We start from the raw sequence: 16,671 nt of genomic DNA, 5'->3' as shown, positions 1-16,671 counted from the left end.
CACTTGCACGTGCGTGCCTGTGCCGTCATGCCCGTCATGACCCAGGTGCGAGACAGGAGTACACATGAAACGCATGCTGATCAACGCGACGCAGCCCGAAGAACGGCGCCTCGCCATCGTTGACGGACAAAAGCTGCTCGATTTCGAAACCGAAATCGAGGGCCGCGAACAACGCAAAGGCAACATCTACAAGGCCGTTGTCACCCGGGTGGAACCGTCGCTGGAGGCGTGTTTCGTCGATTACGGCGAGGATCGCCACGGCTTCCTGCCGTTCAAAGAAATCTCCAAGCAGTATTTCAAGGAAGGCGTCTCGGTGCGCGAGGCGCGCATCCAAGACGTGATCTCCCACGGCCAAGAGCTGTTGGTGCAGGTCGAAAAAGAAGAGCGCGGCAACAAGGGTGCGGCGCTGACCACCTTCATCAGCTTGGCTGGACGCTATCTGGTGTTGATGCCCAACAACCCGCGTGGCGGTGGCGTCAGCCGCCGCATCGAGGGCGAGCAGCGCGAAGAGCTGAAGGAAAACCTCGATCAGCTCGAATACCCCAAGGGCATGAGTTTGATTGCCCGCACCGCCGGCATTGGCCGCACCGCTGCCGAGCTGCAATGGGACTTGAACTACCTGCTCAAGCTCTGGGACGCCATCGACGGCGCCAGCAAAGCGGGCAAGGGCGCGTTCCTGATTTACCAAGAATCGTCGCTGGTGATCCGTGCGATTCGGGACTATTTCACCGCCGACATCGGCGAAATCCTGATCGACACGGACGACATCTACGATCAGGCCCAACAATTCATGAATCACGTGATGCCGGATTCGGCCAATCGCGTGAAGCGCTACCGCGACGCGGCCCCGCTGTTCAGCCGGTTCCAGATTGAGCACCAGATCGAAACCGCGTTCAGCCGCACGGTGAATTTGCCTTCGGGTGGCGCCATCGTCATCGACCACACCGAAGCGCTGGTGGCGGTGGATGTGAACTCGGCCCGCGCCACGCGTGGCGGGGACATCGAAGAAACCGCGTTGCGCACCAACCTCGAAGCCGCCGACGAAATCGCCCGCCAGTGCCGTTTGCGCGACCTGGGCGGCCTGATCGTGGTGGACTTCATCGACATGGAAGAGTCGAAGAACCGCCGCGAAGTCGAACAGCGCCTGAAGGACGCACTGCGCTACGACCGCGCACGCGTGCAGTTCAGCAGCATCAGCAAATTCGGCTTGCTGGAGTTGAGCCGCCAGCGCCTGCGCCCGGCCTTGAGCGAAGGCAGCCACATCACCTGCCCGCGCTGCAACGGCACCGGCCACATCCGCGACACAGAATCGTCGGCGCTGCAAATCCTGCGCATCATCCAAGAAGAAGCGCTGAAGGAAAACACCGCCGCTGTGCATGTGCAAGTGCCGGTGGAAGTGACCTCGTTCTTGCTGAACGAGAAGCGCACCGAAATCACCAAGATCGAGCTGAAGCAGCGCACCACCGTGCTGCTGGTGCCGAACAAGCACCTGGAGACGCCCAACTACAAGCTGGAGCGCCTGCGCCACGACGATCCGCGCTTGGAAAACCTGCAAGCCAGCTACACCATGATCGAGGAGCCTGAAGAGGAAGTCTCGATCTCGCGGCGCGAAAAGAGCAAGCCCAAGCAAGAGCCAATCATCAAGGGCGTGTTGCCGGATCAGCCCGCACCCGTGGTGCCGCCGCCGCCCCCGCCAGCTCCCGCACCGGTGCCGGTGGCCCCGCCGCCTGCGCCCACGCCGGCCCCGGCGGCTGAGCCCCCGGCTTCGGGTGGTGGTTTGCTGGGTTGGCTCAAGCGCTTGTTTGGTTTGACGCCGCCGCCCGCACCTGTCGCAGCGCCGGTGGCACCGGCGGCTGGGGTTGCCCCTGCGCCCGCACCCGTGGCCCCTGCGCCTGAAGCGCCGCGTTCGGGTGAGCGTTCCAACCGCTACAACGGCAACCGTCGCAACGAGCGCGGTGAGCGCTCGGGTGAGCGCACCAACGGTGAACGCACCGAACGTGCCCCGCGTGAAGGGCGGGACACCCGTTCGAACGTGCCTGCCGGCACCCCGGCCAACGCTGCGGGCACGGCGCCGACACGCAGCGAGCGGAACGATCGGAACGAGCGCCGCGAAGGGCGTGAAGGCCGTGACAACGGCAGCCGCCGCGATGGCCGCGACAACCGCCGCGAACGCTTCGAGGAGCCGCAAGACGCCGCGCTGACCGCGCCGTTGGTGGACGCCAGCGACAAGACGATCGAGCGCCAAGAACGCCAGGAGCGGCAGGAACGCCGTCTGCGCCAGCAAGAGCGTGACATGGCCGCGTTGACGCCCGAGACCCCGGCGGTCGTGGCGGCGGAAAGCAGCGATGCCGCACCGGGTGCCGCGCTCAATGGGCCGATCACCGATGCGGTGGACGGGGCGGACAGCGGTGAAGGCCGTCGTCGTCGCCGTCGTCGCAGCGGTCGCCGTGATGAGGCGGGAGCCGAGGGCCAGGAAGGCGCCGACGCGCTGAATCCAGCAGAGGGCACCGAGCCTGCCGTCGCCGATGCGGCACCGATCGCTACCCCGGTGGAAACGCCGGCGGTTGAAACCAGCGCCACCGAGTCCAACGCCCCAGCCGGTGAGGACGGCGAAGCTGCGGAATCCCGCGAAGGCGGTCGCCGCCGTCGTCGTCCGCGCCGTGGTGAGCGTCGTGACGAGGAAACGGGGGAAGGCGTGGCCGAAACCGCTGCGTCCGAAGACCGTTCCGACGGGGTGGTCGAAGCTACCGTTGCGGCCACCGAGCCCGTCGCGGCACCGGTGGCCCCGGTTGAGGTGCCGGTGGACGCGGTGGTCACGGCCACGCCGGACGTGGCGCCCGCGCCCGTTGCAGCAGCCCCAGCCGAGCCCGCAGGCCCCTACGTGCTGCCGGTGGTCGAGCTCACCCAGTTGGCCGAAGCCGTTGGCTTGGTGTGGGTGAACTCGGATGCGGACAAGATCCGCGCCGCCCAAGAAGCCATTGCCGCCGAGCCTCCGCCCGTGCGAGTGCCGCGTGAGCGCAAGCCCGTGGTGATCATCGACGAAGGCCCGCTGGTGCTGGTCGAAACGCGCAAGGATCTGAGCCAAGTCGCCTTGCCGTTCGACCCGCCGGCTTCAGCCGGGTAAACGCATCCGCGCCCGCTGGTAGGGCGCGTGTTGCATCAACTCATCCCACGGCAGGGGCTCGACCTGGGGCAGCAGCTCCAGGCGTCGCGCCTCGCTGTGGGCATCGTGCTGCCAGCGCCCCTGCTCGGAGGCTTGCAGCAAGCCATCGAGCAAGGCATCGACCTCGGCGCCATCCTGAGCCGCCGACTGGTTGCACAACAACACCATGTCGCAACCAGCGTTGAGAGCGGCCACGGCGGCGGTGGTCACGTCCACCGGTTGGCCGTCGAGGTGGCGGGCGCCTTCCATGCTCAGATCGTCGCTGAAGATGGCGCCGCTGAAGCCGAGCTGCCCCCGCAGGATGTCTTTCAGCCAGCGTGAGGAAAAACCAGCCGGGCGCGTGTCCACCTCCGGGTAGATGACGTGTGCCGGCATGACGCTGGCCAGGGCGATGCCCAGGTGCTCATACGGCTGCGCATCGTCTCCCAGGATGACGGACAGCGCACGCGTGTCCACTGGCACATCCACATGGCTGTCGGCGCCCACAAACCCGTGGCCGGGGAAGTGTTTGCCGCAGTTGGCCATGCCGGCCAAGAGCAAACCGTGCATCAGGCTGTTGGCCAGGGTGGTGACGATGTGTGAATCCCGGTGAAACGCCCGATCCCCGATCACCCCACTGGGGCCGTGATCCAAATCGAGCACCGGCGTGAAGCTCAAATCGACCCCGCAGGCGCGCAGTTCACTGGCCAGCACGTAGCCGGTGGCCAGGGCGGCCTCGCTGGCGCGTTCCGGGTCACGATCCCACAGCGCGCCCAGGGTGCGCATGGGGGGCAGGTGGGTGAAACCATCGGTTTTGAAGCGCTGCACCCGCCCGCCTTCGTGATCGACGCACACCAACACATCCGGGCGGATGTCTTTGATTTGCGCGATCAAGTCAGTGAGCTGGGGGCGGCTGTGTTGCCAATGGCGCGTGAACAAAATCAGGCCGCCGGTCAGCGGATGCGCCAGGCGGCGGCGGTCATCGGCGTTGAGTTGCGGGCCGGCGATGTCGAGGACAACGGGAGCGTGGTGGTACATGGTGACCTCCTCTGGTTGAAGGCCGACCAATAATGCCAGCTTCGTCACTTCGATTGGCAAGCCGTCATGTTGATGCGCCCGTCCTTTGCTCTCCCAGCCTTGGGGCTGGCCTTGTTGGCGTCTTCGGTCTGGGCCACTCCAGCCGCCGAGTTGAGCCGGTTGCATGCATTCCAAGACTGGTATTTGGCCTGTGACAACACCTTGGCTTGCGAGGCCCAAGGTTATTCACCTGAAGACGCAGCGGCTTGGCCGATCCTGTTGCAATTGCGCCGCGTGGCGGGGCCGGGCACGCCGGTGACGGCCACCTTCCGGCTGGGCAACTTTTCTTCCAATGGGCAGGACATGGCCCGCGTCCGCCCCGCCGCCGATGGACCGCTGCACCTCAGCTTGGGCCCCACCACCTTGACCTTGGGCCCGTTGAATGCCGATGGCAGCGTGGTGCTGAACGACGAGCAAACCGCCCGCTTGCTACCGTGGTTGAACCGTGCGGACACGCTGGTGTTGAGCGCCGGTGCCCAGCGCTGGACGGTGTCGCTCAAAGGCGCGAGCGCGGCTTTGCTGAAAATGGACGATTTGCAGGATCGGCTGGACACCCCCGGCGCCTTGGTGGGTGTGGGTCAGCGTCCAGAAACCCAGGTGCCTTTGCCCTTGCCGCTGCCCGATGTGCTGGGGCAGGCGGTGCCCGAGCCGCACAGAGAAGATGCGCTGTTGTTGCCTTTGTTGCGCCGCAGTATTTCGGAAGTCCCCGAGAGCTGCCCGTTGCTGACCGAAGGGCGAGGCCAAGTGTGGCGTCTGGGAAGTGGCCAGGTGATGGCGGTGTTGGACTGCTGGCAAGCGGTGTACAACAGCGGTTCGGGCGCGTGGACTTCCAGCATTCTCCCGCCCTATGCACCGCAGGCGGTACGCTTCGCCACGCCGGTGAGTGAAAGCGGCGCGGCATGGGCCTACACCCCGACTTTTTTGAGTTTGACCCGCACAGAGTCCGGCGCCCTGATGGCCGACTCGGTCGCCAAAGGCCGGGGGACGGGAGACTGCGTCCACCATCAAACCTGGGTCTGGAATGGTCAATTCTTCGCCCTGACGGGGGTGGAGGTGTCGCCGTGCCGGCAGTTCAGTCTGGGCGGTCAGCCGCTGACGCTGTGGCGTGCGCAAGTGCGCTGAAGGAGTTTGGATGCGCAGGTATCGTGTGTCGATGGTGATGGTGCTGCTGGGCGGGTTGAGCGTGGCGGCGCAGGCTGACACGGTGACGATGCCGCCTGCACCGCCCGCAGGGCTGAGTCAGGATCACCCTTTTCAGGACTGGGTGGTTGCTTGTGACAACGTACGCCGTTGTGAAGCGCAGGGTTATCCGACCCAGGAAAGCGACGATCCGCCGGTGATGTTGCGCTTGCGACGCGACGCCGGCCCCGACGCTCCGGCGCGGTTGAGTTTGGTGTGGGGCAACCTCACCGCCGACCCGCGCCAAAAACCCCCGCCGCAACCGCGTGCCAGTCAGCCCTTGACCCTGAAGGCCGGAACGCTGACCTTTTCGTGGCCCGTGCCGGCGGGGTATGTCGCGGGCGGTGATGTGGCTTTGCCGGTGGATCAGGGCGGGCCGTTGCTTGCCGCCATGCGCCAAGCCGATGCTTTGGTGTTGACGCAGGGGGCGCTGCGCTGGCGCATTTCGCTCAAGGGTGCGAGTGCCGCGCTGCTGAAAATCGATGACTTGCAGGGCCGCGTCGGCACCGTGGGCGCCCTGGCCCGCCCCGGCCCACAGGCTGAAGATCGTGTGCCGGTGGCACCCGCGCTGCCGCAGATCGAGGCTGTGCGCATCCCCGCCGGCATGAAAACGCCCGAGGGTTTGAAGGCCAGTTTGCTCAAAGCCGTGTTGGCGCTGCCCGCTGTGGGTGAGCGCTGCGACCGGATGCATCCGGAGAACCTCGATGCCAAAGCGCTGCTGGCCAGCACCGAGGTATGGCCTGTGTCGGACAGCCAGGTGATGGTGACGCTCCCGTGTTGGTTGGCGGCCTACAACGGTGGTTCGGCGGCGTGGGTGGCGCACATCAAGCCCCCGCATGCGCTCAAAGACGTGCGTTTTGCGGCGTTGCCCGCCGAAGGCGCGGGGCGAGGGCGTGCGTGGGCATGGGAGGACAGCGCGTCCGACCTGACCCTGAAGCGTCAACCCGACGGGGTGTTGCTGGCCAGCGCGATGGCCAAGGGCCGGGGGGATTGTGTGAGCCGCAGCCGTTGGGTGTGGAACGGGCAGGCGTTCGTTTTGCTGGACAGTGAACTGTCGGCCTGCAAGTTCTTTTCAAGCGGTGGGGAGCCGCTGCGCTTGTGGCGCGCCCAGGTGCGTTGAGCCGCTGTCGGGTCGTTGCTCCACCACGCAAAAGGTGGCGACGTACTCGGTTTCATCACTCAGCGTGACGTGGGCCTGAAGGTGGCGCTGTGCGAACCACTGCGCCAACGCGCCGTGCAAGCGCACGAACGGTCGGCCGCTGGGCTCGTTGAGGATTTCGCAATCCTGCCACGTCATCGGCGCATGAATACCCAGGCCAATGGCTTTGGAAAACGCCTCTTTGGCCGAAAACCGCGTGGCCAGATAGGCCAAGCCGCGTGCCGCGTGCCGCATTTTGCGGTGCTGGTAGACCCGCCACTCGCTCGGCCCCAGCACTTTTTCGGCGAAGCGCTCGCCGCGTCGTTCCAGCGTGGCGCGGATGCGGCGTAGATCGCACACATCCGTGCCGATGCCGTAGATCACGCCAGCCCCTCGGGCGCGAAGGCAGCGCGGATGCAACGCTGGTAGGCCCGCACGGTTTCGCTGTAGCCCAATTCCAGCGCATCGGCGATGAGCGCGTGACCAATCGACACTTCCAACACCCCCGGCACATGCTGCAAGAAGGCGGTGAGGTTGTCGCGGTTCAAATCGTGGCCGGCGTTGACCTCCAGCCCCACGGCCAGCGCCGCTTGGGCAGCGGCGGTGTAGCGGGCGCGCACCTCGGCTTCCTGCGGCGTGCCGTAAGCGCTGGCGTAGGCTTCGGTGTACAGCTCAACCCGGTCGGCCCCGATGGCGCGGGCGTGTGCCATGGCTTCGGGCTGCGGGTCCATGAACAGGCTGACCCGCACGCCCAGCGCGTGGCATTCAGCGATGAGCGGGCGCAGTGTGTTGGCGTCGGCGGGCAGGTTCCAGCCGTGGTCGGAGGTGAACTGGCCCACTGTGTCCGGCACGAAGGTGGCTTGGTGCGGACGCACGCGGCGCACACAGTCCATCAGGTTGTGCAACGGGTTGCCTTCGATGTTGAACTCCACCTGGGGCCAGCTTTGCAACAGTGCCGCCAGGTCATCGACATCGTGGGCGCGGATGTGGCGCTCGTCGGGGCGCGGGTGGAGGGTGATGCCGTCGGCACCCGCTTCCAGCACCAGCGTGGCCGCCCGGGTCACACTGGGAATGCCCAGATGCCGCGTGTTGCGCAGCAGCGCCACTTTGTTGAGATTGACGGACAAGGCGGTCTGTGCCGCGCCACGGTGGCCGGCTTCGGGAGCGATCAAGGGATTCATGGGCGTTGTTCCATCCATTGCTGGGCGTCGAGCATAACCTCGCGGGTGCGCAGGCGGGCGTGGCCCAGGTGGTCATGCAACAGGGTGCGCAACACGGCTTTGAGCACCGGCAAATCGTCGGCGCAGGCGCGTTGCACATCGGCCAAGTGGCCGTCGTCGAGGGCGGTTTGCACCCGCTGCCAGCGTTGCCCAGCCATTACCGGCACCTCGGCCAGACCAGGCGGGGCCACCAGGCCGACGGCGGGGCGCAGGGTGTAGGGGGCGTCGGGCTGGACGGGGCTGGCGGTGGTGGTTTCCATGTCCAACCGAGGCAGCAGGCCCATTTCGCGCAGCAGCACCAGTTCGAACGCCCGCAGCGCGGCTTGCGTCAGGGTGTCGTCGCCTTGGGCGAGGGCGGGTAGGGTGGCGGCGTAGGTGTCGAACAGCGCGGCGTGCGGGTCGTTGCGCGCCAGCAGGCGCATCAACAATTCGTTCAGATAAAAACCGGCAAACAGCGCCCGCGCCGGCAACAAGGCCGTGCCGCCGGCCCATTCGGCACTGCGCAGGGTGAGCACTTCGGCGTGTGGGTCGGCCTTGGGGCGGCTGAACGCGGTGTGCAGCTTTTGAAACGGCAGCAACACGGGCCGCAACTGCGAATAAGGTCGCTTGGCGCCTTTAGCGGCCACCACCACGCGCCCTTGATCGCGGGTGAACAGATCGAGGATCAGGCTGGTTTCGCTCCAGTCGTAGCGGTGCAGCAAGAAGGCCGCCGAAGGCAGGGCCGGCCCGCGTCGCGCCATGGTGCGGCCCGGGGCTTATTCGTAGCCGTAGGAGCGCAGGTGCTCTTCGGTGGCCGCCCAGCCTGAGCGCACCTTGACCCACAGCTCCAAAAACACGCGGCACTCCATGAGGCGCTCCAGCTCGACGCGGGCGTCGCTGCCGATGCGCTTCAGGCGTTCGCCGCCCGCGCCGATGATCATGCCCTTGTGGGCGTCGCGCTCCACCACGATGGACGCGCTGATGCGCCGGCGCAGCCCACCTTCTTCCTCCTCCCACTTGTCGATGACGACGGTGGAGGTGTAAGGCAGCTCATCGCCGGTGAGGCGGAACAGCTTTTCGCGGATGATTTCGCTGGTGAGGAATTTTTCGCTGCGATCCGTGAGCGCGTCTTCCTCGTAAAACCATTCTTGCTCGGGCAGGTAGGGTTTGAGGATGCCGAACAGCCGATCCACGTCCGCCCGCTTGGTGGCCGACATGGGCACGAACTCGGCGAAGGCGTGGCGCTGCTGCATTTGTTGCAGCCAGGGCAGCAAGTCGGCGCGGCGGTGGATGTTGTCCAGCTTGTTGGCGATCAGCACCACCGGTTTGTGGGCTGGCATGAGGGCCAGCACCTTGGCATCTGCGGGGCTGAAACGCCCGGCCTCGACGAGGAACAGCACGATGTCCACGTCCCCCAGCGTCGATTGCACCGTGCGGTTCAGGGTGCGGTTCAGCGCCGTGGCGTGTTTCATCTGGAAGCCCGGCGTGTCCACGAACACGAACTGCGCTTCGTCCACCGTGCGCACGCCGGTGATGCGGTGGCGCGTGGTTTGGGCTTTTTTCGAGGTGATGCTGATCTTCTGCCCCACCAGCGCATTCATGAGGGTCGATTTGCCGACGTTGGGCTGCCCGACGATGGCGATCAGGCCGCAGCGTTGGGGCACGGCGGGCGCCTCGGGGGTATCGGGCGTGGGGGCGGGAGCGGGCAGAAGATCGTCAGGGTTCACGGTGGTGGGGGGCAAGAGAGGAGGCGGCGCACACGTTCAGGAGCGAAGCGTGTCGGCGCCGTGGTCGGTTTGCAGCAGGGCGAGCACCTGGCGGGCGGCTTCCTGCTCGGCAGTGCGGCGCGAACGGCCCTCACCGCTGGCCTGCACGGACAACTGAGGCACGGCGCACAGCACCTCAAACGTCTGGGCATGGGCTTGGCCGCGTGTGGCCGCAATGCTGTAAGTGGGCACGGGGATGCGCCGGGCTTGCAGCCATTCTTGGAGTTCGGTTTTGGCGTCTTTGCGCCAGGCGTCGGCGCTGGTGCTGTCGATCAGCTCGCCGAAGAGTTGACGCACCAAAGTCATGGCTGGCGCCAGTCCACCATCCAGATAGATGGCGCCGAGGATGGCTTCCAGCGCATCCGCCAAGATGGAGGGGCGCCGTGCGCCGCCGCCTTTGGCTTCGCCTTCCGAGAGCCGCAGCACGTCGGGCAGGTTCAGCATCAGCGCGGCGCGATGCAGGCTTTCTTCGCGCACCAAGCTGGCGCGCACGCGGGTGAGGTCCCCCTCGTCGGAGCCTGCAAAGCGGTCGTACAGCAAGCTGGAGACGGCCAGGCCGAGTACGGCATCGCCGAGAAACTCCAGCCGTTCGTTGTGGGCATAGCCGAAGCTGCGGTGCGTCAGGGCACGGGCCAGCAGCTCGGGTTGTTCAAAGGTGTAACCCAGTCGCTGTTGCAGCGACTGGAAGCGAGGATCTCGCAGGGTCATATCAACGCGTTTTGGCCTGGAACTTGATCAGCAGGTAGACGGCTCCGAACAGCGGGATTTCTTTGTCGTAGGCAAAGCTGATGGCCGTCACTGTGCCGTTGACTTCGACCTGCAAATCTTTGGCTGCGATCGATTGAATCGAGTACTCGATTTTTTGCCGGTTTTCGAAGGCTTGGCGCACTTCCAGCGCGTTGACAGGGCCTTCGTTCTTGATCGACTGGATGGTGTTACGCAGCGTCAAGTACTCGGTGACGGGGGTGAATACCTTCAGGCCCAGCATGAACACCATGGCCAGAAAGATGCCCAGAAACGCCATGCTGATGGCCGACAGACCTGACTGCCGCCGACGCACACCATGCACAAACTTGGAACTTTCCATCTTCACACTCCTTCAGCTCATTGAAAGCCGCCGATGCGACCGGGATCGCGGAAATTCATCCACACGAAGAACGCTTTACCGACCAAATTTTCGTCGGGTACAAAGCCCCAGTAACGTGAATCTTCCGAGTTATCGCGGTTATCCCCCATAACGAAGTAGTGTCCAGCCGGTACGGTGCAGACAAAACCCTTCAAATCAAACGTGCAGCGGTCGCGAAAGCGCTGGAAGTTTTGTGTGGCATCCGGGTTGAAGGGCAGCACTTGAGGGTAGCGCTGGATGCGGTGTACGTTGGTGCCAAAGTCTTCGGTGAAGCGCGCCATGTAACGCTGGCTTTCATCGTCGAAGGTTTCGCCCAGGGCGGTGGTGGGCACGGGTGTGCCATTGACCGTCAGCACCGCATCCCGGTAAGACACCACGTCTCCCGGCAGGCCGACCACCCGCTTGATGTAGTCCAGCGCGGGGTTGACCGGGTAGCGGAACACCACCACATCACCCCGCACGGGGTCGTGGTTGGACACGATCTTGCGGTTGATCACCGGCAATCGCACGCCGTACCGGAATTTGTTCACCAAGATCAGATCGCCGACTTCGAGCGTCGGAATCATCGAGCCCGAGGGGATCTTGAACGGCTCGACCACAAAGGATCGCACCATGAACACCACCACGATCACCGGGAACAGGCCAGCCGTCCAGTCCAGCCACCAGGGTTGGCGCAGCAAGGCGTCGCGGGCTTCGTGCGTGGCGGTGCCATCCACGAAGTCAACGCCTTGGCGGGCCAGCTCGGCGCGGCGCTCGGCATCTTGGGCGTCGAAGTTTTGCGCGGCGGCCAACCGCTCAGGGCGGAACTTGAACCGCTCCGCCAGCCAGTACAGCCCCGTGACCACCGACAGCAGAAACAGCAGCAGCGAAAAGTTGCCAGTCCATCGACCGATGTACCAGCCGCCCATGTAGACACACAGCGCGCCGTACAGCAGCGCGGTCACCAGGCTCATGAGACGAAAATCATTCATCGACTTGCAGGATGGCCAGGAATGCTTCTTGGGGTACTTCCACCGTACCGATTTGCTTCATGCGTTTCTTGCCTGCCTTCTGCTTTTCGAGCAGCTTGCGCTTGCGGGTGATGTCCCCGCCGTAGCACTTGGCCAGCACGTTTTTACGCAACGCTTTGATGTTCTCACGTGCGATGATATTGGCGCCGATGGCTGCCTGAATTGCCACGTCATACATCTGGCGCGGGATCTGCTCACGCATTTTTGCTGCCACCGCACGGCCTCGGTACTGGCTTTGGCTGCGATGCACGATCATGGCCAGCGGATCGACCTTGTCGCCGTTGATGAGAATGTCCACCTTCACGACGTCGGCGGCGCGGTACTCCTTGAACTCGTAGTCCATGCTGGCATACCCGCGTGACACGGATTTGAGCTTGTCAAAGAAGTCGAGCACGATTTCGGCCAGCGGCAGTTCATAGGTGAGCATCACCTGCTTGCCGTGGAACGCCATGTTGAGCTGCACGCCGCGCTTTTGGTTGGCCAGCGTCATCACCGCGCCGACATAGTCCTGCGGCATGTACAGATGCACGGTGACGATGGGCTCGCGGATTTCCTTGATGCGCCCTTGCTCCGGCATCTTGCTGGGGTTTTCGACCTCCAGCACTTCGCCGTCGTTCATCTCGACTTCGTAGACTACGCTGGGTGCGGTGGTCACCAAGTCTTGGTCGAACTCACGCTCCAGGCGTTCCTGCACGATTTCCATGTGCAGCAAGCCCAAGAAGCCGCAGCGGAAGCCGAAGCCCAGCGCCTGGCTGACTTCGGGTTCGTAGCGCAACGAGCTGTCGTTGAGTTTGAGTTTTTCCAGGGCGTCGCGCAGTTGGTCGTACTCGCTGGCTTCGCTTGGGTACAGGCCGGCGAACACCTGCGGCTGGATTTCCTTGAAACCCGGCAGGGCTTCGGTGGCGGGGCCGGCGTTGTTGGGCAGCTTCTTTTCCAGGGTGACGGTATCGCCCACCTTGGCCGCCGCCAGCTCCTTGATGCCGCAAATGACGAAACCCACTTCGCCGGCACGCAGCACATCGCGGTTTTCGCTCTTGGGGGTGAACACGCCCAGGTGCTCGATGCCGTACACCGAGTTGGTGGCCATCAGGCGGATGCGTTCGCCCTTGCCAATCCGGCCATCCACCACGCGCACCAGCATCACCACGCCGACGTAGTTGTCGAACCAGGCGTCGATGATCATGGCGCGGGGAGGGCCGTCCGGGTTGCCCTTGGGCGGGGGCATTTTGGTGATGACGGCTTCCAAAATCTCGTCAATGCCCATGCCCGTCTTGGCCGAGCAAGGGATGCCTTCGGAGGCGTCAATGCCGATCACGTCCTCGATTTCGGCCTTGGCGTTGTCCGGATCGGCCTGCGGCAGATCCATTTTGTTCAGCACCGGCACCACTTCCACGCCCAGTTCGAGGGCGGTGTAGCAGTTGGCGACGGTTTGTGCTTCCACGCCTTGGCTGGCGTCCACCACCAACAACGCGCCTTCGCAGGCCGAGAGCGAGCGGCTGACTTCATAAGAGAAGTCCACGTGCCCGGGGGTGTCGATGAGGTTGAGGTTGTAGACCTGGCCGTTTCGCGCTTTGTATTGCAGCGCGGCGGTTTGGGCCTTGATCGTGATGCCGCGCTCGCGTTCGATGTCCATCGAGTCGAGCACCTGCGCTTCCATTTCGCGGTCGGAGAGGCCACCGCACCGCTGGATCAAGCGATCCGCCAGGGTGCTTTTGCCGTGGTCGATGTGGGCGATGATGGAAAAATTTCTGATGTGATCCATGAACAATGCGGCGCAGCTGCAAAAAAAAGGCACGTCTCGGGACGCGCCTTCCAACGTGGCAACAACTTGCGTTGGGCCACCCATTGTAGTTCGGGCGCTCAGGCCCGGGTCAGCGCTCGGGCGTGATCACCACGTAATTGGCCCATTCGCCCCGGCGCACCAGCAGGGTGACCCGCTTGTTGCGATCCAGCCTGCTCACCAAGGCGGCGAACTGTCGCGCATCGGTGACGTCGGTGTTGTTCACCGATAGCACGATGTCTCCTTCGCGCAAGCCCGCCCGGGCCGCCGCACCTTCAACGGCTTCAACCTTCACGCCACCTGGCACGCGCAGCTCACGCCGCGTGGCTTCGGGCAAGGTGGAGACGCTCAATCCCAGCGGGGTCTTTTGCGCGGCGTCGGGGGTGCTGGCGGCGGGGCTGGCTTCGCTTTCGGATTCGGCCACGGTGAGCGCTACGTCGCGGTAAGCGCCCTTGCGGAACACGTTCAGCGTGATGCGGGTGCCGGGCGGCACGGCTGCGATGATGCGGGGCAAGTCGCCGAACTTCTCCACGGTTTTGCCGTTGACTTTGACGATGATGTCACCCGCTTGCAACCCGGCTTTGTCGGCAGGGGTGCCGGGTTCGGTGCCACGCACCAGGGCACCCACGGCTTGGCCCAACCCGAGCGACTCGGCCACCTCTTTGGTGACAGGGGCGATGCTGACGCCGATGCGCCCCCGGATGACGCGCCCGTGCTGGCGCAGTTGATCCGACACGCGCATCGCCTCGTCGATCGGGATGGCAAACGAGATGCCCGCGTAGCCCCCCGACGTGCTGTAAATCTGCGAGTTGATGCCGACCACCTCACCGCGCAGGTTGATCAGTGGCCCGCCGGAGTTGCCAGGGTTGATGGCCACGTCGGTTTGGATCAGGGGCAGCAGTTCGCCCGTGTCGCGCTGCTTGGCGCTGACGATGCCGGCGGTGACGGTGTTGTCCAAACCGAAGGGCGAGCCGATGGCCATCACCCATTCCCCGACCTTGAGCCGGTTCACATCGCCGATTTTGACGGCGGGCAGGCTTTGGGCGTCGATTTTGACCACGGCCACATCGCTGCGTTTGTCAGCGCCGATGACGCGGGCTTTGAACTCGCGCTTGTCGGCCAGCGTCACGATCAATTCATCGGCTCCGTCCACGACGTGGGCGTTGGTCATGATGAAACCGTCGGCGCTGAGGATGAAACCCGACCCGATGCCCCGGCGTTGTGCCGCGTCATCGTCGTTGTCCGACGGCGAGCGGTTGTTGGGCAGCGGGATGCCAAAACGGCGGAAGAACTCCTCCAGATTCGGCACGTTGCCACGCGCATCGCGGGTTTTTTCCAAAGTGCGGATGTTCACCACGGAGGGGCCGGTTTGTTCGACCAGTTCCGTGAAATCTGGCAAACCCCGCACGGCTTGTGCGTGTGCCGATGTCCAACCACCTGCGGTGGCCAGGGTGGCGGCCAGTGCCACCGACGAAACCCACTTCAACATATGAGCCGGTCTCCTGAGAGCGTCGAAAACAGAGGTCATCGCGGTTTGCGCTCTAGCGCTGTGACAAAACGCCGCAAAGTCTCGGGCGGAACATCCCCCACCACGGTGAGCCAGTGCCCTTCGACGTGCGTGCGCAGCATGTGGGTGGCTCCGAGGACGTGCCGGGATTCTTGCGCAGGCCCGGGAGGGGCACCGGATTCAACAAACAGTGAAACATGCGCCAGACCATCCGAAAACATCGCCTGTAACACAGGATGAGGATGGGCGCTGCCGCCAGGTGTCAAGGTGCGCCGGCTGCAACTGACTTGGCGAAACCCCGGGGGAAGGGCTTTCAAGGCCCAGCCTTCTTGGGCCAATTGGGTGTCTTGGTGGACAGAGCGCACCACGCGGTAGTGCCGCCAAGCGGCAGGCCAGTCACCGGGGCGAGAGGAAGGGGTGGGGCGCACATCCAGGGTCAAATCGCTGAAAGCGGTGCTTTCGAGGGTTTGGCTGTTGGCGTCCAAGGTGTCGAGGCGCAGCAGCAGGTGGCTGTGGCGCTCGACCCAAAGCCGAAAGCTGAAACGCAGCGGGTCGCGTGCTTGCAGCGACAGCACGATGGCATCGTGACCCGCCACCCGGTCGGTGCCAACGGGCCGCAGTTCATACCAAGTCAGCACACGCTCATCGGCTTCGTCGGGCAGGCCGGGGAACAGCACTTGGCGGTCGTGGGCTTCCTCGATCACCATCTGTTTGTGGGGCCAGACGCTGCGTGTGATGCCATCTTGGCGCACCAAGCTGTGGGCTTCGCCGGCCAGGGCATCGATGCGTTCGGTGCGGCGCGAGCCCTGCACGACGTGGGCGACGCGACTGCTGGACACGCCCCCACTGCCCGTGACCACCAGCGTGCCTTGGTAGCTGCGTTGGATCGCAGCTTGGCGAATGCGGTGCAGCCACTCAGAGGCTTCGGGGACACGTTCAGCGCTGGCGCTGCTGGGTGATCGGGCCGTGCTGGCAGCGGAGGGTTCAGCCCAAGCGGGCGAGCCACACACCAAGCTGGTGACCAGCAAGCCCCCGAGGGAAACGCTTGACCACAGGGGCCTCAGGGTCGGTTCACGGTGCGGTGCCATTGTGGGGGAGGGAGTCAGCGGCTGGTGCCGGTGGTCGCCACCACGGGCTGAAAACCATCTGGCGTGGCCAGCCCAGGAACATGGGCGTATTGGCGGTGTGCCTGGACGTAGTCTGCGGTTTTCCAACCGTCGGCTGACGAGGCGGAGGCCGCTGCGCGGACGACGTCCTGTGCCGACGGGCCGCGCAGGGCCTGCCAAACCTCGGGCAAATCAGCCGGTTGAGAGGACACCCACAAAGCGCCCACCACCATGGCACATCCCGCAGCCATGGCGGCTGGCATGCGCCAGCCCAACCGGTGCGAGAGCCCAGGTGCTGCCTGGGGGGCCAGCACCACGGGTTCTTGCGCCAAACGGGCTTGGATGGCCGCCAGCAGGGGGCGATCACGCGGCACAGCGGCGGCCAGCTCCTGAGAGCGCATCACATCGCTCACCACCGACCAAGCGTGCCACGCCTCTTGCAGCTCGGCATCGTCGCGCCAGTCCTGACACAGCCGGGCCACGTCCTCGCGTGCCAGCTCGCCATCGATCAAGGCCGACAACTGCTGCCTGGATGGCACCGGATCACTTGCAGAAGACTGAGCATTCATCCCATCACCCCACCATTCCCAGAGATCTGACATTGCGGCGCTGGTCTGGGATCGAGAGTCCACGACCCCCCC

Annotated in this window: 15 protein-coding genes; 3 read left to right on the top strand and 12 right to left on the bottom strand. The window is 64.7% G+C overall.

Going from position 1 to position 16,671, the window contains the following annotated elements; all coding sequences use genetic code 11:
* Positions 1 to 64 precede the first annotated feature (64 nt).
* Positions 65 to 3,124, top strand: a complete 3,060-nt coding sequence (locus tag VITFI_RS02305) for an Rne/Rng family ribonuclease (RefSeq protein ID WP_089415639.1) — start codon at positions 65 to 67, stop codon at positions 3,122 to 3,124.
* Here VITFI_RS02305 and nagZ read toward each other — a convergent pair.
* Positions 3,113 to 4,180: a beta-N-acetylhexosaminidase gene (gene nagZ, locus VITFI_RS02300; RefSeq protein ID WP_089415638.1), complete on the bottom strand. Its 1,068-nt coding sequence runs from the start codon at positions 4,178 to 4,180 to the stop codon at positions 3,113 to 3,115. The two genes, VITFI_RS02305 and nagZ, sit on opposite strands and share 12 nt — an antisense overlap.
* Positions 4,181 to 4,246: 66 nt before the next feature.
* On the opposite strand from nagZ, the gene VITFI_RS02295 reads away from it, so the two are divergent.
* A complete protein-coding gene (locus VITFI_RS02295; RefSeq protein WP_089415637.1) occupies positions 4,247 to 5,341 on the top strand; it encodes a DUF1176 domain-containing protein in 1,095 nt (364 codons plus the stop codon).
* Between the two features lie 10 nt (positions 5,342 to 5,351).
* Complete coding sequence (locus VITFI_RS02290) at positions 5,352 to 6,518, top strand: DUF1176 domain-containing protein (RefSeq protein WP_089415636.1); 1,167 nt, start codon at positions 5,352 to 5,354, stop codon at positions 6,516 to 6,518.
* On the opposite strand, the gene acpS is transcribed toward VITFI_RS02290, so the two are convergent.
* The 11 genes from acpS to VITFI_RS02235 form a co-directional block, all read right to left on the bottom strand.
* The gene (gene acpS, locus VITFI_RS02285; protein ID WP_089415635.1) at positions 6,471 to 6,920 is read right to left on the bottom strand and encodes a holo-ACP synthase; all 450 of its coding nucleotides are present in this window, start codon (positions 6,918 to 6,920) and stop codon (positions 6,471 to 6,473) included. The genes VITFI_RS02290 and acpS overlap by 48 nt on opposite strands.
* Positions 6,917 to 7,717: a pyridoxine 5'-phosphate synthase gene (locus VITFI_RS02280; protein WP_089415634.1), complete on the bottom strand. Its 801-nt coding sequence runs from the start codon at positions 7,715 to 7,717 to the stop codon at positions 6,917 to 6,919. Before VITFI_RS02280 ends, acpS begins: the two co-directional genes overlap by 4 nt.
* Complete coding sequence (gene recO / locus VITFI_RS02275) at positions 7,714 to 8,496, bottom strand: DNA repair protein RecO (protein ID WP_089415633.1); 783 nt, start codon at positions 8,494 to 8,496, stop codon at positions 7,714 to 7,716. The genes VITFI_RS02280 and recO overlap by 4 nt, the downstream gene beginning before the upstream one ends.
* A gap of 15 nt (positions 8,497 to 8,511) precedes the next feature.
* The gene (gene era / locus VITFI_RS02270; RefSeq protein ID WP_408645593.1) at positions 8,512 to 9,477 is read right to left on the bottom strand and encodes a GTPase Era; all 966 of its coding nucleotides are present in this window, start codon (positions 9,475 to 9,477) and stop codon (positions 8,512 to 8,514) included.
* A 21-nt stretch (positions 9,478 to 9,498) separates the two neighbouring features.
* Positions 9,499 to 10,209 carry a ribonuclease III gene (gene rnc, locus VITFI_RS02265; RefSeq protein WP_089415632.1) on the bottom strand — a complete coding sequence of 237 codons (711 nt, stop codon included), beginning with the start codon at positions 10,207 to 10,209 and terminating at the stop codon, positions 9,499 to 9,501.
* Position 10,210: 1 nt separating this feature from the next.
* Positions 10,211 to 10,588 carry a DUF4845 domain-containing protein gene (locus VITFI_RS02260; protein ID WP_089415631.1) on the bottom strand — a complete coding sequence of 126 codons (378 nt, stop codon included), beginning with the start codon at positions 10,586 to 10,588 and terminating at the stop codon, positions 10,211 to 10,213.
* A 17-nt stretch (positions 10,589 to 10,605) separates the two neighbouring features.
* Positions 10,606 to 11,580, bottom strand: coding sequence for a signal peptidase I (gene lepB / locus VITFI_RS02255; RefSeq protein WP_089415630.1), 975 nt, complete (start codon positions 11,578 to 11,580; stop codon positions 10,606 to 10,608).
* Between the two features lie 10 nt (positions 11,581 to 11,590).
* Positions 11,591 to 13,399: a translation elongation factor 4 gene (lepA, locus tag VITFI_RS02250; RefSeq protein ID WP_089417926.1), complete on the bottom strand. Its 1,809-nt coding sequence runs from the start codon at positions 13,397 to 13,399 to the stop codon at positions 11,591 to 11,593.
* A gap of 109 nt (positions 13,400 to 13,508) precedes the next feature.
* A complete protein-coding gene (locus VITFI_RS02245) occupies positions 13,509 to 14,906 on the bottom strand; it encodes a DegQ family serine endoprotease (protein WP_089415629.1) in 1,398 nt (465 codons plus the stop codon).
* 35 nt (positions 14,907 to 14,941) lie between these two features.
* Entirely contained in the window at positions 14,942 to 15,952 is a 1,011-nt protein-coding gene (locus VITFI_RS02240) for a MucB/RseB C-terminal domain-containing protein (RefSeq protein WP_198301580.1), read from the bottom strand.
* Positions 15,953 to 16,026: 74 nt separating this feature from the next.
* Positions 16,027 to 16,599 carry a sigma-E factor negative regulatory protein gene (locus VITFI_RS02235; protein ID WP_157725529.1) on the bottom strand — a complete coding sequence of 191 codons (573 nt, stop codon included), beginning with the start codon at positions 16,597 to 16,599 and terminating at the stop codon, positions 16,027 to 16,029.
* Positions 16,600 to 16,671 lie beyond the last annotated feature (72 nt).

The organism is Vitreoscilla filiformis (assembly GCF_002222655.1).
GTDB classification, from domain to species: Bacteria; Pseudomonadota; Gammaproteobacteria; order Burkholderiales; family Burkholderiaceae_C; genus Ideonella; species Ideonella filiformis.
The sequence above is the reverse complement of the archived record's forward strand: the minus strand, read 5'-3'. Positions and strand labels throughout refer to the sequence as shown.

Coding starts and splice junctions, on each gene's coding strand:
- VITFI_RS02305 (WP_089415639.1), top strand. CDS start 65: ATGAAACGCATGCTGATCAACGCGACGCAGCCCGAAGAACGGCGCCTC.
- nagZ (WP_089415638.1), bottom strand. CDS start 4,180: ATGTACCACCACGCTCCCGTTGTCCTCGACATCGCCGGCCCGCAACTC.
- VITFI_RS02295 (WP_089415637.1), top strand. CDS start 4,247: ATGTTGATGCGCCCGTCCTTTGCTCTCCCAGCCTTGGGGCTGGCCTTG.
- VITFI_RS02290 (WP_089415636.1), top strand. CDS start 5,352: ATGCGCAGGTATCGTGTGTCGATGGTGATGGTGCTGCTGGGCGGGTTG.
- VITFI_RS02280 (WP_089415634.1), bottom strand. CDS start 7,717: ATGAATCCCTTGATCGCTCCCGAAGCCGGCCACCGTGGCGCGGCACAG.
- recO (WP_089415633.1), bottom strand. CDS start 8,496: ATGGCGCGACGCGGGCCGGCCCTGCCTTCGGCGGCCTTCTTGCTGCAC.
- rnc (WP_089415632.1), bottom strand. CDS start 10,209: ATGACCCTGCGAGATCCTCGCTTCCAGTCGCTGCAACAGCGACTGGGT.
- VITFI_RS02260 (WP_089415631.1), bottom strand. CDS start 10,588: ATGGAAAGTTCCAAGTTTGTGCATGGTGTGCGTCGGCGGCAGTCAGGT.
- lepB (WP_089415630.1), bottom strand. CDS start 11,580: ATGAGCCTGGTGACCGCGCTGCTGTACGGCGCGCTGTGTGTCTACATG.
- lepA (WP_089417926.1), bottom strand. CDS start 13,399: ATGGATCACATCAGAAATTTTTCCATCATCGCCCACATCGACCACGGC.
- VITFI_RS02245 (WP_089415629.1), bottom strand. CDS start 14,906: ATGTTGAAGTGGGTTTCGTCGGTGGCACTGGCCGCCACCCTGGCCACC.
- VITFI_RS02235 (WP_157725529.1), bottom strand. CDS start 16,599: ATGAATGCTCAGTCTTCTGCAAGTGATCCGGTGCCATCCAGGCAGCAG.